This is a genomic window from Leptolyngbya sp. 'hensonii', assembly GCF_001939115.1.
Classification (GTDB): Bacteria; Cyanobacteriota; Cyanobacteriia.
Genome location: NZ_MQTZ01000047.1, coordinates 104,895 through 127,213 on the forward strand (window position 1 = coordinate 104,895; position 22,319 = coordinate 127,213).

The window sequence follows — 22,319 nt, forward strand, 5'->3', positions numbered from 1 at the left end:
TGAACAAGTCCATAGCTGTCGCCTGTTGCCTTAGGGCAGGGGCTGTGGGGGCTGACTCAGGAAAAAGCAGGTCTGGAGCTGAATCTCTACTTGGGAGATTCAGCTCCCAATATCCCATGGCCTATGGAATCAATGGTGCAACGCAGCAATCGCTGTCATACCCCCTGACCCCAACCCCCATTCAGACAGGATTTAAGCAACCAAACCATATTGTCGCCTCCATTACATTTATAAATTAAGACTTTTTTAATGTTTTATGAAACCCTGATGAAATCTGCCTGTTGGCAACTTTATACCTTATTCAAGGGAATACATCACAAAACTTAAATTCATGGCGGTTTTTTGTCAGAAATGAGTCTGGAAAGCTTTTTCCCTAAAGGATTTCAGAGACTTGTCCCCTGATTCAGTTCAAACCAAAGCAGAGATTAAACTTAATAGTTATATGGGTAAATCCTGCTACCTCAATAGGTAGTAAACCGCTTGTTTTCCTGATTTAGGTCTCCTATTGTTAAATGGAGCATTAAAACAGCGAATTAATTAAAAGTTTTCTCCTGTCTTTCACATTACTTAAAGCCTTTTATGAAAAAATGTCCTTGTTGTTCTCAGGTTCTCCTCCGCCATATCCGACAGAATGGCCCTTACTGGTTCTGTACCCACTGCCGCCAGGAAATGCCTGATCTGATCTCCATTCGTTCCCTGATGATGGAAGCAAAGCTCTCAACCAAGCATCCCGCGTTGCTCAACTTACTGGGCAGTTGATCCGCTTGTTGAACTTGCCTGCTCCGACTCACCAGATGGATGTCTCTATGCAGACCGTCCGGTGGCGATACAATAAGATTCATGGCAAGTTCCAGTCCCCACCCCAACACCCCTCGCCCAGATCACGCCTACAGCGCTAACCACTACGACACGTTAGAGGTTCAGCAGACAGCAACCCAGGCTGATATCAAGCGGTCCTATCGACTTCTGGTCAGGAAGTTTCATCCTGATACCAGTTCGGAAGTCGATAGCCATGACCGGCTGACTCAAATCAATGCAGCCTATGAAGTGTTAAGTGATCCCTGTCGGCGGCAGTCCTACGATCGTCAACTTCATTTCAATTCCGCCCATCAGCGGTTCCCGTTTCCCCAGGAACACCGCCCCAAAACGGGCTCCTCTCAGGCCCATTATCGTACCCATCGGCGGGCCGGTCAGCAGGCTGATGAGCATTTACAGCAGTGGTTAAACCAGGTTTATACCCCCGTTAGTCGTTGTCTGTCCCAGATTCTTAATCCTCTGCACACTCAGATTAACCATTTAGCCGCCGACCCCTTTGATGATCAGCTCATGGAAGACTTTCAGGCTTATCTGGAAACCTGTCAAGATTATCTCCAGCAAGCCCAGAATTGTTTCCGTTCCATGCCCAATCCATCTACCGTTGCGGGGGTGGCCGCCCATCTCTACTATTGCTTGAACCAGATTGGAGATGGAATCGAAGAACTCAATCTGTTTACCCTGAATTATGATGATCATCATTTACATACAGGGCAGGAGCTCTTCCGCATTGCGGCTGGGCTCCGTCGGGAAGCTCAGGCAGCCCTGAAAATATGATGAATCGCACGATTGTCTGGTTTCGCCGTGACTTGCGCATCAGTGACCACGCTCCACTCTATCGGGCCGCTCGTCGGGGGGCTGTGATTCCCGTTTTTGTCTTCGATCGGGCTTTGCTCTATCATCCAGAAACTGGAGTGGCCCGGGTTGCCTTTCTGTTGGAGGCCCTGAAGTCCCTGGATCAGGATTTGCGATCTCGGGGGGGGCGTCTGATTTTGCGCTTTGGCGATCCCGTGACAGTTCTACCCTGTTTGATTCAGGAAACAGAGGCTGAAGGCATTTACGCTTACACGGACTGTGAGCGCATCTATGGCCGGGTACGGGATGCCCATCTGAATCAGACCCTGACCCAACAACACTTGAAAATCCGCTGGTTCGAACCCTGTGCCAGCACATCTGAGCTAATCCCCTATCCGGCCTATCGGGATTGGTGGTTCGCCGAAATGGCCACAGAACGGGTGCCCGCCCCAGAGCGGGTAGAGGTGCCAGAGGAGGTGGTCAGCAACCCTCTGCCCACTGTGACCGAGTTGGGATTGATCCCGGATGGGAAACCCATTCCCCCGGCCAGTACAGCATTTGCCTATCAGTTACTGCAGGAGTTTTTCGACCACAAAGCCGATCGCTACTACTGGCAATTGTCCTATCCCAGTGCCATGGCCACGACTGGCCTCAGTCCCCATCTCAAATTCGGCCTGATCTCCACCCGAGAATGCATCCACCAAATTCGGCAATTGCAACAGCACAATCCCAGCGAGAGAGTCCAGCGCAGTGCTGAACAACTGACCTCCCGTTTGCGCTGGGGAAACGGGTTTACCCAGCGATTTCGTTATTTGCCTCAGTTAGAGTTACGCTCTCTCTACAGTATTTTTGACCAAGAGGGCTGGGACTTCAATGAAACCTGGTATCAAGCCTGGCAGGAGGGTCAAACCGGGTTTCCCATCATTGATGCAGCAGCCCGATGTTTACAGGCAACGGGGGGCTGGCTGGAGTTGAATTTCCGCTCCCGAGCCATCTATGCCAGTTTTCTCACTAATCTACTGGGGATGGACTGGCGCTATGGGGCTCTGCACTTTATGCGTCATTTGATTGATGGAGATTGTCCGATCGACCACTATCAATGGGCCATGCAGGCTGGTGTTACCCACTGTGCCAATAAAAAATGGACTCGCATCTACAATCCCCAGCAAGTGGCGATCGATCGCTGTGATCCAGAGGGTCATTTTATTCAGCGTTGGGTCCCAGAACTGGCCCACCTCCCACCGTCAACCCTGGGCCATCCCCCTGTCGTTAAAGGCTATCCAGCCCCAATTCTGAATTACAAACAGGCCCGTCAGCAACGGGTGCGAAAACTGGAACGACAACGGGGGCTATTTCTAGATCAGGAGAATATTGTGCCCTACCTGGCTCAACTCCCAGAGGATTATCTTCCTTTTGGGGCCGATCGCGTTACCTGTACTGTTGACTGGGCTGTCACAAAAGCCCCTCAACTGTTTCCAGTTCCCCTGGATCTGAACTCCCTGGATCTGGAGCAGGCGAAGGCTCTTCGCAGTTGGTTTGTGACCCAGGTAGAGATCAAACCAGCCAGAGAACACCGACGCAAAGCCTCCTCTAAGTCTCGATCAACATCATTCCAGTTAAGTTTATTGAGTTAAGGCAACAGAATCTCGAATCATCCCCCTGTACCCCCGATCTCAGCAAATATACTCAATAAAATACCTCGAATCTGTGCAAAATCTTACACAGAAATACGGTGGTGAAACTTCTCTGAATATACCGATGATCTGCTAATGGCAGTAGAGATTCTGTGAGCCAGATTGAACAGATATTATTGCTTCCCTGCACCCCTGAGCGACGCTAAATTTCTCTGGAGATGAGTACCTGAAACTCCCATGAACCTGGATCCGAACCTTACCCAACAGGGGAATATACTGATTGTCGATGATACCCCAGCAAATTTACAGCTCCTGTCCACAACCTTATCCGAAAGAGGATATGGGGTTCGATCTGCGCTAAGTGGTGCCCTGGCTCTAAAGTCTGTGGGGCTGAAGCCGCCGGATCTGGTCTTGTTGGATATCAGAATGCCTGAAATGGATGGCTATGAGGTCTGTCGCCGGTTGAAGGCAGATGAGAGGACTCGGGATCTGCCCGTCATTTTTCTGAGTGCTATTCATGAGACTTTCGATAAGGTTAAGGCTTTCGCCGTGGGTGGGGTAGACTACATCACCAAACCGATCGACATTGAAGAACTGATTGCCCGCATTGAGAATCAGTTGAATATCTGTCGCCTGCAACAGCAACTGGCTGCACAGAATATCCAATTGCAGCAGGAAATCCAGGAACGGCGTCAGGCTGAAGCCAATTTGATCCAGAGTGAGGCCAATTATCGGACCCTGGCCTGCAACATTCCCAACTGCGCTGTGTTCCTCTTTGACCCAGACCTGCGCATTCTGGTCGCCGAGGGCGTAGAGCTGTCTGCGATCGGCCTGGCTCAGGAAGACCTGGAAGGCCGAACCTTGCCGGAACTCGTGGATCGACAGGCCTGCCTCCTGCTACAACCCTACTGCCTGCAGGCTCTGGCTGCAGAAGCGACCTCCACCGAATTGCCCTATCAGGAGCAGTTTTATCTGTTACAGACCACGCCTGTTTTTGATACCCGGGAACAGGTATGCGGTTGCACAGCCCTGCTCCAAAATGTCACAGCGCGTAAACGGGCTGAGCAGGAAATCTTAAAAACCTTAAAGCGGGAACAGGAGTTGGGAGAACTAAAATCTCGCTTTGTTTCTCAGGTGTCCCATGAATTTCGTACGCCTCTGACTACAATTCAATCTGCAGCAGAGCTATTAGAACATTACAACTGGTCTATAGAAGCCAAGCAAGAGCGCTTTCAGCAAATTAAAACTGCGGTACATCATATGACCCAACTGCTGGAAGATGTCCTGCTCATCGGTAAGGTAGAATCTGGTAACTTATGCCTGAAGCTAGAACGGTTTGATTTGAGTCAGCTCTGTCAGGCAGTGGTGGCAGAGTTATCCTCTACTTTGGGCATCGCCCACCATTTGAGCTTCACTAGAGAAGGTGAGCCAGTCCAGGGTGAATGGGATCGTAAGCTACTGCAGCAAGTGTTAATCAATCTTCTTGCCAATGCCATCAAATATTCCGCAGAGGGAAGTGAGGTGATCTTAAAATTGGACTTTTCGGACTCTGCGCGGGTCAGGCTGCAAGTGATCGATCGAGGCATTGGTATTCCAGCAGAAGATCAGGCAAATCTGTTTAAAATGTTCTATCGAGCTAGAAATGTAGGGTTTATTCAGGGAACAGGGTTAGGGCTTGCCATTGTCAAAAACTGCATTGAATTACATCAAGGTGAGATCACAATTGCAAGTGAAATGAATCAGGGAACCGTCGTCACAGTCTGGCTACCGCTTAAACCTGAGGTTGCGACATCTCTGCAATGGGACAAAATGGCTATTACAACTCCGGCTTCCAGAAAGGTGGTTATGGGATGAGGACTGGGAATTCAACTACAAGTTTGAGCTGCAATCAGATGAAGAAAATTCTGGTAATTGAAGATGAGTGGCCTGTCCGTACCAACATTATAGATTTGCTGCAACTGGAAGGGTTTGAAGTGATCAGTGCCAGCCACGGACAGGCAGGCATTCAACTGGCTCAGGAACAGCTTCCCGACCTGATCATCTGTGATGTCATGATGCCCAAGATGGATGGCTTTGAAGTACTCAAGACCCTCAGCCAGAATCCTTCTACCGCTGCCATCCCTCTAGTTTTTTTGACTGCCAAGGCGGAACGGAAAGATTTTCGCCAGGGAATGGAATTAGGAGCCTATGACTATCTGACCAAGCCCTTCACCAGGGCTGAGTTATTGGGGGCGGTACAGGCCCAACTAAAACGGCAGGAAGTCATTACACGCTTATATGCTGCAGAATGTGAGCAAACTGAAATGCTGGCTAATCAAGTTCGGGATTTACAGCAATTCAATGACGCTCAAGACTTGCTCCTGAACAATTTGATTCAAGAACTAAGGGAGCCTTTATCTAATATCAATATGGCGATGACCATGTTGCGGCAGGCGACATCTGAGGAACAGCGCGATCGCTATCTAAAGGTGTTGCAGGAGGAGTTTGTTCGAGAGATCACACTGTTAAACCAGGTTTCCGAATTGCAAAAATTTTTAACGCCGGAAAACACCAAGCTCCTGCGCCAGTTTAATCTGCTCCAGAGTGGGTTAGGACATAAATCTTCAGATCACAAACCTTGATGCCAAGAACCCATCATCTGCATAAGCTCAACGAAAAAGATTATGCTGAAGGTCAGCAGTAATGCAACAATATCTCCATCACTTAGGTGACTATGAGGATTTATTATTTATTGCTCTGCTGCAACCATGTCTCTTTCCCCGGCAACTACTGACTACTTACACCGGCTCCTGATCCAAAATCTGGACCATTTTAAGTCTGCAGACTTGCCAAACATTTCTTGCCAGACTAGTCTGCCGCTCGATCTGCCGACCCTGCTCCAGACCATCGCCTCAGAGGACAAGCAGGCTCTGGCTCTCAATCTAGAAGAACTGGCCTTCTCCCATCAGCAACTGGCCACTTTAGAGCCAGAAAACCAGTATCAACTGGCTGCAATAGAACAACAAATCTTCCAATTACTGGGGTTCCACAAGCCTCAACTTCGAGAACCGGTGATTCTGGTCATTGATGATAACCCAGAAAATCTGTACCTGTTGAAGCGAACCCTGACTCAGGGTGGATATGATGTCCAAGTTGCTACCAATGGAGCGATCGCCCTCTCCTGCCTGCATCACATCATGCCAGATCTGATTCTCCTGGACATCATGATGCCCGACATGAATGGGTATGAGGTTTGTCAACGATTGAAGGCAGATCCCTCCTTTCAGGACATTCCCATCATTTTCATCACCGTCATGGACGAAATGGCCGATCGCATGAAAGCTTTTAGCAGTGGGGGGGTTGACTATATCACCAAGCCTTTCTCAATTCAGGAAGTCCTGGCCAGGGTGACCACCCAGATCAAAACCCGTAACCTGCAAAAGGAATTGCAGACCCGGAATGAGCAACTGCAACAGGAAATTCGTGCCCGCAAACGGGCAGAGGAAGAGGCTCTAAGGGCTCTGGCCAAGGAAAAAGAATTGAGTGAGTTGAAGTCTCGTTTCATTTCCATGGCTTCCCATGAACTACGCACTCCTCTGACAACTATTCAATCCACCGTAGAACTGTTAGAGCACTACCAATGGACGGAAGTTGAACGGCTACAACGATTAGAGCAAATTCGAGAGGCCGTCCAGCATATGAATCATCTGTTGGAAGATGTGCTTCTGATCGGTAAAGCAGCCGTAGATAAAGTTCAACCCAAACCAGAATGGCTAGATGTGGTCCAGTTCTGTCAGGATCTGCTCGCAGGCATTCAACTCACGATCGGCAAATATCACCACATCCGCTTTTCCAGCCAGGCAGATGGGCTGTCAGTCTGGCTAGACCCCAAGCTATTGCGTCAGATCCTTTACAATTTGCTGTCCAATGCCATTAAATACTCTGCTGAAGCAAGCAGAGTGGACGTTATTCTGACCCAATGGGATCAACAACTGCTTTTGCAGGTTCGGGATGAGGGGATTGGGATTCCCCCAGAGGACCAGGAACGGCTGTTTGAAGCTTTCCACCGAGCAACTAACGTAGAGGCCATTTCAGGTACAGGGTTAGGACTGACGATCGTCAAACAATGTGTAGACCTTCAATCAGGGCAGATTACCCTGGAAAGCACTGTTGGTCATGGAACCCTGTTCACTGTTATCCTGCCCCTGCAGAAGGCTCCCTAAACCCTGTTACGCCAAGGGCAGGGAAAACCTGAAGGTGCTTCCCTGATTCAACTTGCTCTCAACCTGGATTTCCCCACCCTGTAGCTCCACCAGCCGACTAGTGATCGCCAGACCAATGCCTGTGCCTCCTGAGTCACGGGAGCGCGAGCGATCGGATCGCCAGAAGCGCTCAAAGATGTGGGGCAGCTCCTCTGGGGAAATTCCCAACCCCGTATCGGCGATCGCAATCCAGATCCACGATGGCTCACTCCAGGCTGACACCGTTACCGACCCCTCAGCGGTATAGCGCAGCCCATTGCCAATCAGGTTAACCAGAATTTGCTCAACCCGTTCTGGATCTGCGAGGGCCTGTGGTAAATCAGATGGACAGTCTAGACGCAGTTCAGGCCCATTGTCTAAAATTTGATCAGAGAACTTTGCAATCATAGAGGCCAGCAGGGGAGGCAGATCGATCGGCTGTAGATTAATCGGTAAATAGCCCGCCTCAGCTTTAGACAACTCCTGCATATCATCCACCAGACGTTTCAGGCGAGTCGTTTCCCTGGCCAGTCGCTGGTAAATATCTGAGGAGGGATCGATCGTGCCATCGGCCAGTCCCTCCAGGTACCCTTGCAAAACGGTTAGGGGCGTGCGCAGCTCATGGGTCAAGTCACCAATCAGTTCTCGCCGTCGCTGCTCAACCCCTTCCAGGTTGACCGCCATATGATTGAAGCTATTGGCGAGGCGGGCCAGTTCCGGAATCTCGCTCTCTGGCAATCGGGCCTGCAGATTGCCCGTAGAAAATTCCCTGGTAACCCGTTCCATCTGAAGCAGAGGGCGAACGATCCAGCGGGCCGTCAAATAGCTCAGACCGCTGGCCGTGCCACCACCAATCAGAACAGACCACCAGGCTCCCTGAGTCCAGGCATACTCAAAACCTTCAACTAGCTGATAGCGAACCACGCTGAGATTAATCCCTCGACCTTCCATCTGTCGCAGGTGCAGCAGAAACAGACGGGGAGAGTAAAGTTTGCCAACCATGACCAGGGTACTCAACCCCACAATCATGACAATCAGGTGGGAGAGCAGAAGTCGCGATCTCAGGCCAAGTTTGCTCACAGCACTACATTAATTAGCACTACACTAATAGGTCTTCAAATTTATAACCCACCCCAATCACAGTCTTAATAAAGGTTGGACTGGCCGGATCCGGTTCAATCTTCTTCCGTAATCGGGCAATATGGGTATCCACTACCCGCTCATCCCCAAAAAAGTCACTGCCCCAGAGCTTGTCAATCAATTGGGTGCGATTCCACACTCGGCCAGGATAACTCATGAATGTAGACAGGAGCTGAAACTCCAGAGTTGTCAGGTCCAGGGGCTCCAGTTGGCCAGCGGGCGAGATCCGGTTCGCAAGATGTTGATCCAGATCCACCAGGAAATGCTGCGTCCGTTGGGTCTGGCTCTGGCCACCACCTCGCAAGGTGCGCCGCAACAAGGCGCGTACCCGTGCCACCAACTCCTTGGGGCTGAAGGGCTTGACCATGTAGTCATCTGCCCCTGTAGACAGACCAATGATGCGATCGATCTCCTCCCCTTTAGCTGTAAGCATCAGGATATAGGGGTCTTTGGAACTGGGTTGTTGGCGAATGCGGGCGCAGACTTCCAGACCGTCTAGACCAGGAATCATCAGGTCCAGGATAATGAGATCAGGCTGCAATTCCTGCACCTTTTGCAATGCAGATAAACCATCTCGCCCGTGATGGCAGGTAAATCCTTCTTTCTCTAGATACAACCGGATGAGTTCAGCAATTTCAACCTCATCCTCGATGATCAGAATGTTCATCGGTAGTGCAGAAAACGGTTCTCCTACCAATTCTAGAGGCGAATGTTTCATGGATATAAGGTGGGTGTGTCAGTCACAAAAAGGTCCTACCGCGTCTGACTCAAACCCGGTAGGACCTGGATCCCAAAAAGCTACTTGAGTTAGTGATATCAAGTCTGTTCTACAAATCTGTGTTGTGAGTATGTCAGGGTTGTGACGTTGAACCCTGGGATGGGTTGGTCATCCTCAAAACCGACCAGTCTATCAGAAACACCCGGTTTCAAAATGAATATCGTTCCTGAATTGTATGCCCCTCTAATCTTCCCCACCATCGGTACGGGGCATCTGGCTCATTTGTCCCAGGTCCAACACTTCTGCCAGAGCCGCCTCTGTCATCAGCCCTTGCTCCAGCACGATCGCCCGCAGGGATTTGCCCGTCGCCAGAGATTCCTTGGCGATCGCTGCCGCATTCAAATACCCGATGTGGGGGTTGAGGGCTGTCACTAGGGCCAGACTCCCCTCGGCATAGGCTAGACACCGATCTCGGTTGGCCATGATTCCCTGAATGCACCGCTCTGTTAGAGCCGTCAGCGTATTACCCAGAATCTCAATGCTGTGGATCAGGTTGTAGGCAATCAGGGGCATCATCACGTTCAGCTCCAGTTGACCTGCTTGGGCGGCCAGAGCGATCGCCATGTCATACCCCATTACCTGGAAGCACACCATGGAGGTCATCTCTGCCATGACTGGATTGTATTTGCCAGGCATGATCGAGGAGCCGGGTTGGACCGGGGGCAACTGGATCTCCTTCAAGCCCGTCTTGGGGCCAGAATCCAGTAAGCGCAGGTCATGGGAAATCTTGACACAGTCCTGGGCCAGGTTCCGCAGAGCCCCTGAGACGCTGACAAAGGGAGCCATGCTCTGCATCGCAGCCATTAGATGGGGGGCGGGTCGCAGGGGGTGGTCGATCAGCGATCCCAGAACCTGGGCTACCCGATCGCAGTACTGGGGATGGGTGTTCAGGCCCGTGCCAGCAGCACTGCCCCCCAGCCCCAGCAAAGTCAGATCCCCACTGGCTGTCTCAATTCGGATCAGGTGCTCGGCCAGAATCTGAGCCCAGGCCCGAAAGGTTTCCCCCATGCGCACAGGTACCGCATCCTGCAGATGGGTGCGCCCAGAGCGAATAATGTCCTGGAACTCTTCAGCTTTAGTATCAAGGGCAGCGATCGCCCCCGACAGGCCGGGATAGAGAGTATGTTCCAGGGCCAGCAGACCACCCACTCGAATCGCTGTTGGGATGACATCATTGGTGGATTGGCCATAATTGACATGGTCATTCGGGTTCACTCGCTGATAATTACCCTTCACATCTCCCAGAATTTCCAGAGCCCGGTTTGCCAGCACCTCATTCACGTTCATGTGGTGGGAAGTCCCCGCCCCCGCCTGGTACACATCCACCACGAACTGATCCCGCAGGCTACCGTTGAGGATTTCATCCGCTGCCTGGACGATCGCCGGTCCGATCTCTGGGGGAATACAGCCCAGTTCTGTATTGACGATCGCCGTAGCCTTCTTGATTAACACACAGGCATCAATATAGGTAGGCAGAGGGCGCAGTCCACTGATTCGGAAATTCTCTGTCGCCCGCAAGGTTTGAATCCCAAAATATATTTCTTCGGGAATTTTTCGTTCCCCCATTGAATCTTGCTCTAGACGGACAGCATGGTTCTCAGGCATATGCGCACAATCCTCAATTCAGTAATTTTGGGGTTATTTGTCGATTCCCTCCCAAGAGGGGTGGCCCTCAGGGCTGGGGTGGGTAACCCTAAGGACCAATCATGACCCTTCCCAAGTTTTTCACCTTTAACCCCTATTCTTTTTAGCATCTACCTCTTCTCTGAATCCTATGCCAGCTCAAGACTTTTCAGGTGCTGTGTTAGTTCAAGATCCCTTCAGATGGTATCAGCATGGTAGCCAGCTCTCAGATCAGGGGGAGTATAAGGCTGCGATCGCCAGCTTTGATCGGGCCATTTCCCTGGATCCAAAGTCAACGCTGGCCTGGCATGGCCGAGGGTTAGCCCTGGGGCGCATGGGGCAATTCGAGGAAGCCATCATCAATATTGGTCGGGCACTCCGTCTGAATCCTAAAGACCATAAAGCCTGGTATAACCAGGGTAAAGCCCAGCTCCAGTTAAAGCGCTACCGGGATGCCATTACCAGCTTTGGCCGAGTCGTTGAAATGCAACCGAGAAATCATCGGGCCTGGTACTATCTGGGCAGAGCCCTCGCCCAGGTAGGGCAAAATCAGCAGGCACTGGTGAGTTTGAATCAGGCCCTTTGTATTCATCCCCTCTACCATGCGGCCATCACCCAGTACGGACTGATTCTGGCCAAAATGGGCCGCTATGAGGACGCGATCGATAGCTTCAACATGCTCCTGAAGCTAAAACCAGACAATGCCGGAGCCTGGTACAGCAAGGCCCGATGTTATGCGCTGCAAGAGGATGTTGAAATGGCAATCAGTTGCCTACAACACCTTCTGAGAATCAGCCCCAACCTCTACCTGACCATGGCTCAGATTGACTCTAACTTTAATAACATTCGGGAAACAGAACGCTTCCAGTGCTGGATGGAAGATATGAAGCAGATGTTTTAGGATAGAGATCGGTGTCTGTTCCCATGGGAAAGGTGAACTCACTCTATAAATTCCCAGCCAGACAATGTTAAAATTCGCTTCACCCTACACTGAGAGACACTTATACTCAAGTCAGGTGTAATGCGTCGTTGAATCGTCTATGAGCCAAGATCAAGGTTCTCACCCTTGGCTAAGTCAGCATGGCAACACGCTGTTTAGCCTGGGGCGTTATGAAAGTGCCATTAGTCGATACGATAAAATCCTGGAGGAACGTCCAGGCTCCTACCGGGCTTGGAGCTTCCGGGGTTTTGCGCTGGAGCACTTAGGCCGTCATGCGGAGGCTCTGGATAGTTTTGACCAGGCTATTTATCTCAAGCCCAAGATTCCCCTGGCCTGGCATGGTAAAGGCATGGTGCTGGCCAAACTGCACCGCTATGAGGAAGCCATTGCCAGTTTTGACCGGGCCTTGAAATATAAACCGGACGATCCCAAGGTCTGGTACAACCGGGGCAGTGCGCTGATTCGCCTGCGCCGCTTCCGGGAAGCCATCAGCAGTTTTGATCAATGTGTAGAACATAAGCCAGACAATTACCGAGCCTGGTATAACCGGGGAACAGCCCTGGCCAACCTGGGACGCCATCAGGAAGCCTTCGCTAGCTTTGATACTGCCATCACGGTCAAACCCAAATGTGCCTACGCCTGGCATTATCGAGGCATCATCCTGACCCGCCTCAATCGCTACGAGGAAGCGATCGATAGTTTCGAGAAATGTCTTCTGATTAAACCCAATGACCCCAGCGTCTGGTATAACCGCGCCCGCTGTGCAGCTTTTCTGAAGGATACGGAACAGGTGATTATCTGTCTACAACGGGCGATCGGCCTCAGCCCCCACCCCTACCAGGATAAGGCTCGTTTGGATCGCGATTTTGTGGCTGTATACGAAGATCCCCGATTTCAGGCTCTGGTGCAAAAATCAGAGCTGCAACTTCCACCCCTGGAATATCCAGACCACCGAGAGGGAAAACCATGAATCCAGTCAGAATCCTGACCATCGCCAGTCACGTCTTTAGAGAAGTGATTCGCGATCGGGTCCTTTATCTGGTGGCATTTTATGGATTTCTCCTGGTTGTAGCTATACGCCTGTTACCCGAGGTTTCTGCTGGTGCCGAAAACAAAATCTTGCTGGATCTGGGCCTTGGGGTTATTGGCCTTCTTGGCTTGATTGTGTCTATCTTCGTTGGGACCAGTTTAATCAGTAAGGAAATTGAGAAGCGGACCGTTTATATCCTGCTAGCCAAACCCATCACCCAGATTGAGTTAATTGTTGGTAAGCATTTGGGCCTGTCGGCAGTCCTGGCAGTCCTACTTGGCCTGATGACGGCGATTTACATGGGAATCCTGAGTTGGAGCCAGATTCCCTACCCAATGGGCAGTATTCTGATCACCGTACTTTACAACCTGCTTGAGTTATCTTTGCTCGCAGCTGTAGCTCTGGTCTTCAGTGTCTTCACTGGGCCGCTCCTGGCTACCCTGATCAGTTTTGCTGTTTACCTGATTGGTCACTTCAGCCGCGATCTGGTCGCTCTGGGAAATCTGTCGGATAAAGCCGAGATTCAGCGTCTGACCCGAAGTATCTATCTCCTTTTGCCTGACCTGTCCCGGTTAGATTTCAAAAATGAGGCCGTTTACGGTATTTTACCCGACCCTTCCACAATGGCTATGAATGCAGGCTATGCCCTGCTCTATGTAGTGCTGTTGTTGTCTGTTGCGACGCTAATTTTTTCTTACCGAGAGTTTTGAAATCCCAGGGGTCTACCAAATGCTGTCTGAAAAATATACCTACCTCAAAACCCTATTTGCCGAAATGGACCGGGCCCTGATTGCCTATTCTGGGGGAATTGACAGCACCCTGGTCGCCAAGCTGGCCTGGGATGTGCTGGGCGATCGGGCCCTGGCGATCACAGCTAATTCTCCCTCCCTGCTACCGGAAGATCTGGAAGATGCCTGTATCCAAGCTGCTGAAATCGGCATCGCCCACGAAGTGATCGAAACCCACGAGATGGCAAATCCCAACTACAGGGCTAACCCGGTCAACCGCTGCTACTTTTGTAAGAGCGAATTACACGACACCCTGCAACCCCTGGCCCTGCAGCGGGGGTATCCCTATGTGGTAGACGGGGTGAATGCCGACGATCTGCAGGATTATCGTCCTGGTATTCAGGCCGCAAAGGAACGAGGCGTCAGATCGCCTCTGGCCGAGGCTGGGCTTTCTAAGGCAGAAGTGCGGGAGCTAGCTCGCCAGCTCGATCTTCCCTGGTGGGATAAACCAGCCCAACCCTGTCTCAGTTCTCGCTTTCCCTACGGGGAAGAAATCACGGTGGCCAAACTTCAGCGGGTGGGTCGATCGGAATATCACCTCCGTAAACTCGGCTGGCGCAATCTGCGGGTGCGATCGGAGGGAGACACCGCCCGCATTGAACTCCCTCCGGAACAGATTAAGGAATTTGTCCTGACCACGGACCTGACTACCCTGGTTAGGACCTTCCAATCCTACGGGTTTCTCTACGTGACGCTGGACCTGGAGGGCTACCGTAGTGGCAAACTGAACCAGGTGTTACAACGCACCTGAACAACCCTATGGCTTATCGCGGATCGCACTTGTTCGATCGCAAAATTCTGATTTTCTGCTTGGCCCGCCAGTCTCGGATGGCCTCTGCTGTCCGCTCGATTGGGGTCAAGTAATGCTGGCCCGGCTGTGAATCCTGACTCTGTTTAGCATCAGAAGCAGGGGGTTGAGTCGTCAGACAGGGAGAGAGATTGTCCAGATAGGGTTCCAGATTCAGAGCCCGAATAATTTCACCCACAGACTGATAACGTTCAGCCAGAGAGATTTTTAACATCTTGGTCAGCACTTTGGCAAAGTGATCACTGACCTTGACCAGACTTTTCCAGCGTGTTTCTCCGGTTAAAGAATCATAGTCATATTGCAAAGGGGTCTGCCCTGTGAGCAGGTAAAGACAGGTCAACCCGATCGCATAAATGTCGCTAGCAAAGACCGATCGCATCGCCAGTTGCTCAGGCGGTGCAAAACCGATGGTGCCAACAAAATGGGTGGTAGGCGCTTTGGCATTCGTGCCTTCAGTATCACTCAACTGCTCCTTGATCGCCCCAAAATCGATTAAAACCAGCCTGCCATCATCATGACAGCGAATAATATTTTGGGGTTTGATATCCCGATGAATCACTTGATTCTGGTGCACATAGCGGACCAGGGGCAGCAATTCCTTCAAGAACTGTTTCACTTCAGCCTCTGACCAAGGCCCCGTGCGCTTGAGTTCATCCGCCAGATTCGCTCCCCGGATATATTCCTGAACTAGAAAAAATTGCCCTTTCGCTTCAAAATAATCCAGAAGTTGGGGAATCTGGGCATGGCTTCCTAATCGAGCCAGGATTTCCGCTTCCTTCTTGAAGCGCTGACAGGCATTCTTTAAGATGGCTGGATTATCGATTTTAGGTGAGAGTTTTTTAATCACACAGAGGGGATGACCGGGCAAAGAAATATCCTTAGCCAGATAAGTAATACCAAAGCCCCCTCTACCCAGGGAACGCAAGACCTTGTAGCGGCCTCGAAACACTCGTCTGGTTCGGCGGGAGTGACCAGACCGGGTCAGTTCTCCGGTGCAGGAAGATTGGTCATCGGCGGCTTGAGTTGAGCTTTCAAATGCAGAATTAATCGAAACCGGTTCAGCGATCGCTTCTGACGGCGATCTGGCAAACTGATCCCAGTCATTTAAAAAAGGTACTTGCGGATTCTCAGCCATCCTGCTATCCCGATTTGTGAGCGGAGTCGGTACCATATCAATACCCTAATCGGGGTCTTAATTCCTATCCTGTACACAAACTTAGCGTGGTGGCAGAAATCCAGATGTGATCTTGAGCAGATATCGAATCTTTCCTTCTCTTCCCGCATCTCTCGAAGAAGCACTATAGAATCTAAAACAAGATTCTAAAACGTATCCTTGTGGTTGCTTCAGTCTATTAGTGAGCGAACTTTACTGGTTGCATCAAATTCAACCCTCGGATCGGAGGCTGGTTGGAGATCGAGCCTTCTATCTGAGTCAGTTAATTCAAAGTGGGTATCCTGCGGTATCTGGTTTTGTCATCTCGGCTCAGCTACTACGAGATTTCCTGGGCTCGATCGATTGGCTGGAGCCTCTTTTCGCTGATCTAGCCAATTCGTCTCTCCATCTGAACTTAACCGATCCCCACCAGCTCAGAACGATCGCCCGCCACATCCGGCAAGGCATAACAACAGCCGACTTGCGGGCAAGCTGGCTCAACAATCTGGAGAGTTACTTCCAATCCTGGCAGGCTCCTGCCCTGCGTCTAAGCCCCTCTCTTTACATTCAGGATGCCTCTATGGGGCTTGATCTCCAGTTTGCTGGCCTCCTAGATGCCCATGTTTCTTGGACTGATCTGGATTCTGTGGTTGCTGGTGTGAAACAGGTTTGGTCCCAATTTTTCAGGGCCAAAAGCCTCCTCTGCTATCAGCACTACAAGGTGCAACTGCACCAACTCCACCTGGCTATCCTGGTCCAACCCGTCTGGCCCACGATCTCGTCAGGCATCCTCAAAACAGATGGCCGTATTCTGGAGATTCAGTCTGTTTGGGGAGCAGGACTATCCCTGACCCTGGGAGAAGTCACCCCTGATATTTATCGACTGTCTTTAGAGAGTGGGAAAGTGGAAAGCTTTCAGCCTGGCAGCCGCAACTATGCCTATGACTTAAGGGTTGAGGGCTCAACGTCACAGCCTTCTGCTAAGAGGCAAGACTGCCTGCACTCCTATGTTCCAGAAATAGATCCAGTCAGCCCCCTCCCACCAGACTTTCTCCAGGAACTAATCCAGGTGGCTCGTCAAGTCATTGCTGATTTTCACCGGGCTTTTGCCCTGGAGTGGGAGATCTTAGCCCCCACTCCAACTGGCTCCAGTCTGCACCTTACCCGGTTTAACCTGGGCAAAGCGGGAGATTTTTCCCCTGCTCCATCCCAACAGCCCATCCAGGCCGACCTGACACCGGTCAACCCATCTCTACAACCTCCTCTGCTCAAAGGTTTTGCCGTTTCAGCAGGTCAGGTTCAAGCTCAAGCCTATGTCACTGATGTCGATCGACCGCCTGAGTCCATTCCCATTGGGGCCATCCTGGTCATCCCCGTGATCACACCAGATTGGTTGCCAGTTCTGAAGCAATCAGTTGGGCTGATTGCAGAGCAAGGTGGGGCTACATCTCACGGGGCGATCGTTGCCCGAGAACTGGGCATCCCCGCGATCGTTGGTGCGATTGGAGCCACCCATCGGATTCAGACAGGCGACAGCATTCTGCTGGATGGCAATCAGGGACTGGTATACGACGCCGATATGCCAGGGACGCCGGAGTTGTCCCTGCAACCCATCATCGCCACAACTACTTCATCTTTCCCAATGAACCTACCGGCGATCGCCACCCAACTCATGGTCAACCTGAGTCAGATGGACCGAGCCCAGGAGATCGGTTCCCTGCGAGTCGATGGGATCGGCCTGTTGCGATCGGAACTGATGCTAGTTGATGTGCTAGCAGGACAACATCCCCTGACCTGGGTCAAACAGAACCGCCAGGCAGAACTCATGGACTGGATCACCCGACAGCTTGAACAAGCCAGCCATTTTTTTGCCCCCCGACCTATCTTCTATCGAACGCTGGACCTGCGATCCCATGAATTTCGCTCTCTCAGAGGTGGAGAATCTCCAACTCTGGAAACAAATCCCATGTTAGGCATGCGAGGAACTTTTGCCTATTTGCGAGACCCCACCCTGTTTGATCTGGAATTGGCTGTTCTGAAGCGAGTTTATGAATTGGGTTGTACCAATGTTCGCCTGCTATTGCCTTTTGTGCGCACTGTGGAAGAATTTGTCTTCTGCAAACAGCGAATCGAGCAAGCCGGATTACTTTACTACAGCCAGTTTCAAATCTGGATTATGGCAGAAGTTCCCTCAATCCTATTCTTGCTGCCAGACCTAGTCCAGGCAGGAGTTCAAGGGATTTCCATTGGCACCAATGACCTGACCCAGCTCCTTCTGGGGGTCGATCGGGATCAGGAACAGATGGCTGTTGCTTTTGACAGCAACCACCCAGCAGTGCGGCGAGCGATCGAGCAGTTCATTCAAATTGCCACCCAATTAAAAATTCCCTGCTCCATTTGTGGACAGGCCCCAGCACAATATCCAGACCTGATTGAGGATCTGATCCGCTGGGGCATTACGTCCATTTCCGTGGAACCCCAGGCCGTAGAACAGACCTACTGGGCGATCGCGCGCGCTGAGCGGCGGCTATTGTTGGAAGCCATGCAAGTCCAGGGGCGTTAACCACCCCCTTCCCCCTCAAACAAGGTTTCCAGGGGCTGGGCATTCAGTCCATCCGTTTCCGACAGATAGCGGGCAAGAGTTTCCGTCTGGCCATGGGTTACGTGAACTGTCCTGGCCCCTGTCTGGCGGACTGTATTCACCAGGCCCGCCCAATCGGCATGATCTGAGAGGACAAACCCCTGGTCCTGGCCCCGTTGCCGTCGGGCTCCTCGCACTGCCATCCAGCCAGAAGCAAAGGCAGTTTGGGGTTGAGTCAGTCCTTTGATCCAGGGAGACCGGTTAGCATTGGGAGGAGCCAGAATCAGGTCCCCCTGAAACGAATGGCTGCAGGGCATCTCTGTCACCGGAATTGTCTTCACCATCGATACCCCAGCCTGACGATAGCTTTCGTTCATAACATCAATGGCCCCATGGACGTAGACTGGCCGATCGGTCAACTGGGTCAACTCACTCAGAATTCGCTGGGCTTTACCAAAGGCATAACAGAGGAGCAGTGAAGGCCGTTCCGGATCACTTTGCCACCAGTCATAAATCTTGCGACAGGTCGTAGCTCCTGATTCCCATCTATATATTGGCAAACCAAAGGTTGCTTCTGTAATGAAGGTGTCGCAGGGCACAACCTCAAAGGGGGCACAGGTAGGATCGGCGCAGCGCTTGTAATCTCCAGAGATCACCCAGACCTCCTCGCCGCACTCCACGCGAATCTGGGCCGAGCCGAGGACGTGGCCAGCCGGATGAAAGGAAACCCAGGTGCGGCCCAATTTAATCTTCTCCCCGTATGCAACCCCCTGCAGCGAGATGCGCTCCCCCAGACGTTTCCGCAAGATACCGGCAGAAACTTGAGTGGCCATGTATTGCCGGGAACCGGGACGGGCATGGTCAGAATGGGCATGGGTAATTAGAGCCAGGTTGACCGATCTCCAGGGATCGATAAAAAAGCCCCCCTGTTGGCAGTAAAGTCCTTCCGGGCGGATTGCGATAAGGGTCATTGGTTATTACATATCCGGCAAGCAGTGCAAACTCCTGAGCACTCAATTCTCCACTCTGAGATAGGTAAACCCCCAACTCCGCCTAAATACAAATGATCACTGTGACGATAAGCCTGTTCAATCCAGAACATAGGTAGAATCTCTCATGCTGCTGAACTGCTAGAGCTTTCCGGGGCTATACTAAGCAGGGGAGTAATCAACCAGTGCAATGGCTGTGTTCGTCAGCGATGGCTGACATTACTCCAGGCTAACCCGATTTGTTCAAGAGGCGCATGAACTCCGGTATCGATCTACAAGGAAGCTTTATTCAGGCCCTGACAGAGTTGGGCCTTCCGGCAGGAGCGGCGAAGCTGGTCTGGATGCCGCTACCCATGGTATTGATGCTCGGTGCAGCAACGGTTTGGGCGCTGGTTGCCACCTGGCTGGAGCGAAAAATCTCAGCAGCGGCTCAACAGCGTGTCGGTCCAGAATATATGGGGCCTTTCGGATTACTGGTTCCAGTTGCCGATGTGCTCAAACTTCTGTTTAAAGAAGACGTTGTCCCCCTAAAGGCAGATGTCTGGCTTTATACTTTGGGACCCATGCTCGTTTTTGTCCCCATCTTTATTTCTTATCTGATTGTGCCTTTTGGTCAGAACCTGATCATCAGTGACATTGGGATTGGCATTTTCCTGTGGATTGCCCTCTCCAGCATTGCCCCGATCGGTCTGTTGATGGCAGGTTATGCCTCCAACAACAAATACTCTTTGCTGGGAGGCTTGCGGGCTGCGGCTCAATCCATCAGCTACGAGATCCCGTTGGCCCTGTCTGTACTAGCGGTGATCATGATGTCTAACTCCCTGAGCACGATCGACATTGTGCAACAGCAGTCTGGCTATGGCATTTTGGGTTGGAACGTCTGGCGACAACCCGTTGGGTTTGCCATCTTCTGGATTGCCGCTCTGGCTGAATGTGAGCGGATTCCCTTTGACTTGCCAGAGGCTGAGGAAGAGCTAGTGGCGGGTTACCAAACGGAGTATGCCGCTATTAAATTTATGCTGTTTTACGCCGGTTCTTACGTCAACCTGGTGCTCTCTGCTCTGATGGTATCTGTGCTGTACCTGGGAGGCTGGGAGTTTCCGATTCCCGTTGGCATGATTGCTGGTTGGCTGGGGATCAGTGAGACAACTCCCTGGCTCCAGGTCATTACGGCGACCTTGGGAGTTGTCATGACTCTGGTCAAAGCCTACGCCCTGCTCTTCGTGACGATCTTGCTTCGGTGGACTGTTCCCCGCGTCCGGATCGACCAGTTGCTGGATCTGGGTTGGAAGTTTCTCCTACCCGTTTCCCTGGTCAATTTACTCCTAACCGCTGGTTTGAAACTGGCTTTTCCCTTCGCCTTTGGTGGCTAGCAGGGTTCTGTCTTAATCCTTCTTCTGCACTGAAAAACTCAGCACTGAAAAACCTATGTTGAAGTTCCTCAAGCAAGTCGGTGACTATACAAAGGGGGCTGTTCAATCTGCCCGTTACATTGGCCAGGGGTTGTCGGTCACCTTTGACCACATGCGTCGCCGTCCCATCACCGTCCAGTATCCCTACGAGAAACTTATTCCTTCAGAACGCTTCCGGGGCCGAATTCATTTTGAGTTTGATAAGTGTATTGCCTGCGAAGTCTGTGTTAGGGTCTGTCCGATTAATCTGCCAGTTGTAGATTGGCAGTTTAGCAAAGAGACCAAGAAAAAGCAGCTGAAACACTACAGTATTGACTTTGGGGTCTGTATTTTCTGCGGTAATTGCGTGGAATACTGCCCTACCAACTGTCTGTCTATGACCGAAGAATATGAGCTTTCGACCTACGATCGTCATGAGCTCAACTACGATAACGTGGCCCTGGGCCGTCTCCCCTACAAGGTCACGGATGATCCCATGGTGACGCCCCTGCGAGAGCTGGCTTACCTGCCCAAGGGCGTCATGGAGCCCCATGATCTGCCCGCTGGTTCTCAACGGGCTGGTCAGCGTCCAGAAGAGATTCTGGAACAGATGGAAAAATAGCCCTGATTGAGGAGTTTCAACCTGTGAACTTAGCGGAAGGCGTACAAATTGTTTCCTTGGGCCTGCTCTCCCTGATGGTGATTGCTGCTGCTTTGGGCGTAGTTCTGGCCAGCAACATTGTCTACTCGGCATTCTTGCTGGGGGGCGTCTTCATCAGTATTTCTGGTCTTTATATCTTGCTGAATGCCAGTTTTGTGGCTGCTGCCCAGGTTCTGATCTATGTCGGCGCTGTGAACGTGTTGATCCTGTTTGCCATCATGTTGGTGAATAAGCGACAGGACTTTCAGCCTCTGCCCAATGCGCTGGCCCGTAAAGGGGTGACGGGGCTGGTCTGTGTGGGGCTGTTTGCCCTCCTGACCACCATGATCCTCTCAACCCCCTGGGATCTCTCCACGGCAACTCCGGCTGGGGATCAGGCGATCGTGGTCATTGGGGAACACTTCTTCACCGACTTCTTGCTGCCCTTTGAACTGGCATCGGTTTTACTACTGATGGCCCTGATTGGCGCAATTGTGCTGGCCCGACGAGAGTTTCTGCCCCCTGCGATCACAACCCAGTATGATCAGCAGCAGTCTGTGCTGATGTTACCGGAGCGACCTCGGGAGTCTGCCCTGGCTGGAACTGCCTCTCCTGCCCAAGAGCCGGGCAGTAGCACCTAACTCGCAGAATACGGATTACCGATAACGGATGTCTGAAAAATATGCAACTTGAGTATTTCCTTCTACTGGCTGCGGCCCTCTTCTGCATTGGGATTTATGGCCTGGTTACCAGCCGTAATGCCGTTCGAGTTCTGATGTCGATCGAACTCCTGCTGAATGCCGTCAACATCAATCTAATGGCTTTTTCCAACTACCTGGATGGTCAACTAGTCAGGGGCCAGGTGTTTACGGTGTTTGTGATTGCCATCGCTGCAGCGGAGGCAGCAGTCGGGCTGGCGATCGTGCTTTCCATCTATCGCAACCGTGACACGGTAGATATGGAACAATTTAACCTGCTGAAATGGTAAGCTGGCAG

At 51.6% G+C, this 22,319-nt stretch carries 20 protein-coding genes; 15 read left to right on the forward strand and 5 right to left on the reverse strand.

From position 1 onward, the window contains the following. Positions 1–579 precede the first annotated feature (579 nt). The 6 genes from BST81_RS19970 to BST81_RS19995 all read left to right on the forward strand — a co-directional run bounded on the left by BST81_RS19970 (position 580) and on the right by BST81_RS19995 (position 7,444). On the forward strand, positions 580–759 hold the full coding sequence (locus BST81_RS19970; RefSeq protein WP_075600273.1) for a hypothetical protein: 180 nt from the start codon (positions 580–582) through the stop codon (positions 757–759). An 81-nt stretch (positions 760–840) separates the two neighbouring features. Continuing rightward, the gene (locus BST81_RS19975) at positions 841–1,590 is read left to right on the forward strand and encodes a DnaJ domain-containing protein (RefSeq protein WP_075600274.1); all 750 of its coding nucleotides are present in this window, start codon (positions 841–843) and stop codon (positions 1,588–1,590) included. Next, positions 1,587–3,242 carry an FAD-binding domain-containing protein gene (locus BST81_RS19980; RefSeq protein WP_253188395.1) on the forward strand — a complete coding sequence of 552 codons (1,656 nt, stop codon included), beginning with the start codon at positions 1,587–1,589 and terminating at the stop codon, positions 3,240–3,242. Before BST81_RS19975 ends, BST81_RS19980 begins: the two co-directional genes overlap by 4 nt. Positions 3,243–3,479: 237 nt before the next feature. Then, positions 3,480–5,096: a response regulator gene (locus tag BST81_RS19985; RefSeq protein ID WP_075600276.1), complete on the forward strand. Its 1,617-nt coding sequence runs from the start codon at positions 3,480–3,482 to the stop codon at positions 5,094–5,096. 38 nt (positions 5,097–5,134) lie between these two features. After that, positions 5,135–5,863: a response regulator gene (locus BST81_RS19990; protein ID WP_075600277.1), complete on the forward strand. Its 729-nt coding sequence runs from the start codon at positions 5,135–5,137 to the stop codon at positions 5,861–5,863. Positions 5,864–5,989: 126 nt separating this feature from the next. Beyond that, positions 5,990–7,444 carry a hybrid sensor histidine kinase/response regulator gene (locus tag BST81_RS19995; RefSeq protein ID WP_083636966.1) on the forward strand — a complete coding sequence of 485 codons (1,455 nt, stop codon included), beginning with the start codon at positions 5,990–5,992 and terminating at the stop codon, positions 7,442–7,444. Positions 7,445–7,450: 6 nt separating this feature from the next. Here BST81_RS19995 and BST81_RS20000 read toward each other — a convergent pair whose 3' ends face one another. The 3 genes from BST81_RS20000 to BST81_RS20010 all read right to left on the reverse strand — a co-directional run bounded on the left by BST81_RS20000 (position 7,451) and on the right by BST81_RS20010 (position 10,985). Further along, on the reverse strand, positions 7,451–8,542 hold the full coding sequence (locus tag BST81_RS20000; RefSeq protein WP_216351402.1) for a HAMP domain-containing sensor histidine kinase: 1,092 nt from the start codon (positions 8,540–8,542) through the stop codon (positions 7,451–7,453). 19 nt (positions 8,543–8,561) lie between these two features. Then, complete coding sequence (locus tag BST81_RS20005; RefSeq protein WP_290439452.1) at positions 8,562–9,320, reverse strand: response regulator transcription factor; 759 nt, start codon at positions 9,318–9,320, stop codon at positions 8,562–8,564. Between the two features lie 243 nt (positions 9,321–9,563). Continuing rightward, positions 9,564–10,985, reverse strand: coding sequence for an aspartate ammonia-lyase (locus tag BST81_RS20010; RefSeq protein ID WP_075600279.1), 1,422 nt, complete (start codon positions 10,983–10,985; stop codon positions 9,564–9,566). Between the two features lie 169 nt (positions 10,986–11,154). Here BST81_RS20010 and BST81_RS20015 point away from each other — a divergent pair, with 169 nt between their 5' ends. The 4 genes from BST81_RS20015 (at position 11,155) to larE (ending at position 14,512) form a co-directional block, all read left to right on the forward strand. Next, positions 11,155–11,904 carry a tetratricopeptide repeat protein gene (locus BST81_RS20015; protein ID WP_075600280.1) on the forward strand — a complete coding sequence of 250 codons (750 nt, stop codon included), beginning with the start codon at positions 11,155–11,157 and terminating at the stop codon, positions 11,902–11,904. Between the two features lie 139 nt (positions 11,905–12,043). Beyond that, positions 12,044–12,913, forward strand: coding sequence for a tetratricopeptide repeat protein (locus BST81_RS20020; protein WP_075600281.1), 870 nt, complete (start codon positions 12,044–12,046; stop codon positions 12,911–12,913). After that, entirely contained in the window at positions 12,910–13,683 is a 774-nt protein-coding gene (locus BST81_RS20025; RefSeq protein WP_075600282.1) for an ABC transporter permease, read from the forward strand. Before BST81_RS20020 ends, BST81_RS20025 begins: the two co-directional genes overlap by 4 nt. Positions 13,684–13,702: 19 nt before the next feature. After that, positions 13,703–14,512, forward strand: a complete 810-nt coding sequence (gene larE / locus BST81_RS20030) for an ATP-dependent sacrificial sulfur transferase LarE (RefSeq protein WP_075600283.1) — start codon at positions 13,703–13,705, stop codon at positions 14,510–14,512. A 13-nt stretch (positions 14,513–14,525) separates the two neighbouring features. Here the strand turns inward: larE and BST81_RS20035 are convergent, their stop codons facing one another. Further along, the gene (locus BST81_RS20035) at positions 14,526–15,704 is read right to left on the reverse strand and encodes a serine/threonine-protein kinase (RefSeq protein WP_083636967.1); all 1,179 of its coding nucleotides are present in this window, start codon (positions 15,702–15,704) and stop codon (positions 14,526–14,528) included. A gap of 220 nt (positions 15,705–15,924) precedes the next feature. On the opposite strand from BST81_RS20035, the gene BST81_RS20040 reads away from it, so the two are divergent. Beyond that, a complete protein-coding gene (locus BST81_RS20040) occupies positions 15,925–18,285 on the forward strand; it encodes a putative PEP-binding protein (protein WP_075600284.1) in 2,361 nt (786 codons plus the stop codon). On the opposite strand, the gene BST81_RS20045 is transcribed toward BST81_RS20040, so the two are convergent. Further along, a complete protein-coding gene (locus BST81_RS20045) occupies positions 18,282–19,274 on the reverse strand; it encodes a ligase-associated DNA damage response exonuclease (protein WP_075600285.1) in 993 nt (330 codons plus the stop codon). The two genes, BST81_RS20040 and BST81_RS20045, sit on opposite strands and share 4 nt — an antisense overlap. 272 nt (positions 19,275–19,546) lie before the next feature. On the opposite strand from BST81_RS20045, the gene nuoH reads away from it, so the two are divergent. Genes nuoH through nuoK form a run of 4 tightly spaced genes read left to right on the forward strand, consistent with a single transcriptional unit; the run spans position 19,547 to position 22,311 of the window. Continuing rightward, entirely contained in the window at positions 19,547–20,665 is a 1,119-nt protein-coding gene (gene nuoH, locus BST81_RS20050) for an NADH-quinone oxidoreductase subunit NuoH (protein ID WP_075600286.1), read from the forward strand. A gap of 58 nt (positions 20,666–20,723) precedes the next feature. After that, the gene (ndhI, locus tag BST81_RS20055; RefSeq protein WP_171974813.1) at positions 20,724–21,305 is read left to right on the forward strand and encodes an NAD(P)H-quinone oxidoreductase subunit I; all 582 of its coding nucleotides are present in this window, start codon (positions 20,724–20,726) and stop codon (positions 21,303–21,305) included. A gap of 23 nt (positions 21,306–21,328) precedes the next feature. Then, positions 21,329–21,964, forward strand: a complete 636-nt coding sequence (locus BST81_RS20060; RefSeq protein ID WP_075600288.1) for an NADH-quinone oxidoreductase subunit J — start codon at positions 21,329–21,331, stop codon at positions 21,962–21,964. Between the two features lie 41 nt (positions 21,965–22,005). Further along, positions 22,006–22,311, forward strand: coding sequence for an NADH-quinone oxidoreductase subunit NuoK (gene nuoK / locus BST81_RS20065; protein ID WP_075600289.1), 306 nt, complete (start codon positions 22,006–22,008; stop codon positions 22,309–22,311). The last annotated feature ends 8 nt before the right edge of the window (positions 22,312–22,319 follow it).

Coding starts and splice junctions, on each gene's coding strand:
- BST81_RS19970 (WP_075600273.1), top strand. CDS start 580: ATGAAAAAATGTCCTTGTTGTTCTCAGGTTCTCCTCCGCCATATCCGA.
- BST81_RS19975 (WP_075600274.1), top strand. CDS start 841: ATGGCAAGTTCCAGTCCCCACCCCAACACCCCTCGCCCAGATCACGCC.
- BST81_RS19980 (WP_253188395.1), top strand. CDS start 1,587: ATGATGAATCGCACGATTGTCTGGTTTCGCCGTGACTTGCGCATCAGT.
- BST81_RS19985 (WP_075600276.1), top strand. CDS start 3,480: ATGAACCTGGATCCGAACCTTACCCAACAGGGGAATATACTGATTGTC.
- BST81_RS19990 (WP_075600277.1), top strand. CDS start 5,135: ATGAAGAAAATTCTGGTAATTGAAGATGAGTGGCCTGTCCGTACCAAC.
- BST81_RS19995 (WP_083636966.1), top strand. CDS start 5,990: ATGTCTCTTTCCCCGGCAACTACTGACTACTTACACCGGCTCCTGATC.
- BST81_RS20005 (WP_290439452.1), bottom strand. CDS start 9,320: ATGAAACATTCGCCTCTAGAATTGGTAGGAGAACCGTTTTCTGCACTA.
- BST81_RS20010 (WP_075600279.1), bottom strand. CDS start 10,985: ATGCCTGAGAACCATGCTGTCCGTCTAGAGCAAGATTCAATGGGGGAA.
- BST81_RS20015 (WP_075600280.1), top strand. CDS start 11,155: ATGCCAGCTCAAGACTTTTCAGGTGCTGTGTTAGTTCAAGATCCCTTC.
- BST81_RS20020 (WP_075600281.1), top strand. CDS start 12,044: ATGAGCCAAGATCAAGGTTCTCACCCTTGGCTAAGTCAGCATGGCAAC.
- BST81_RS20025 (WP_075600282.1), top strand. CDS start 12,910: ATGAATCCAGTCAGAATCCTGACCATCGCCAGTCACGTCTTTAGAGAA.
- larE (WP_075600283.1), top strand. CDS start 13,703: ATGCTGTCTGAAAAATATACCTACCTCAAAACCCTATTTGCCGAAATG.
- BST81_RS20035 (WP_083636967.1), bottom strand. CDS start 15,704: ATGGCTGAGAATCCGCAAGTACCTTTTTTAAATGACTGGGATCAGTTT.
- BST81_RS20045 (WP_075600285.1), bottom strand. CDS start 19,274: ATGACCCTTATCGCAATCCGCCCGGAAGGACTTTACTGCCAACAGGGG.
- nuoH (WP_075600286.1), top strand. CDS start 19,547: ATGAACTCCGGTATCGATCTACAAGGAAGCTTTATTCAGGCCCTGACA.
- nuoK (WP_075600289.1), top strand. CDS start 22,006: ATGCAACTTGAGTATTTCCTTCTACTGGCTGCGGCCCTCTTCTGCATT.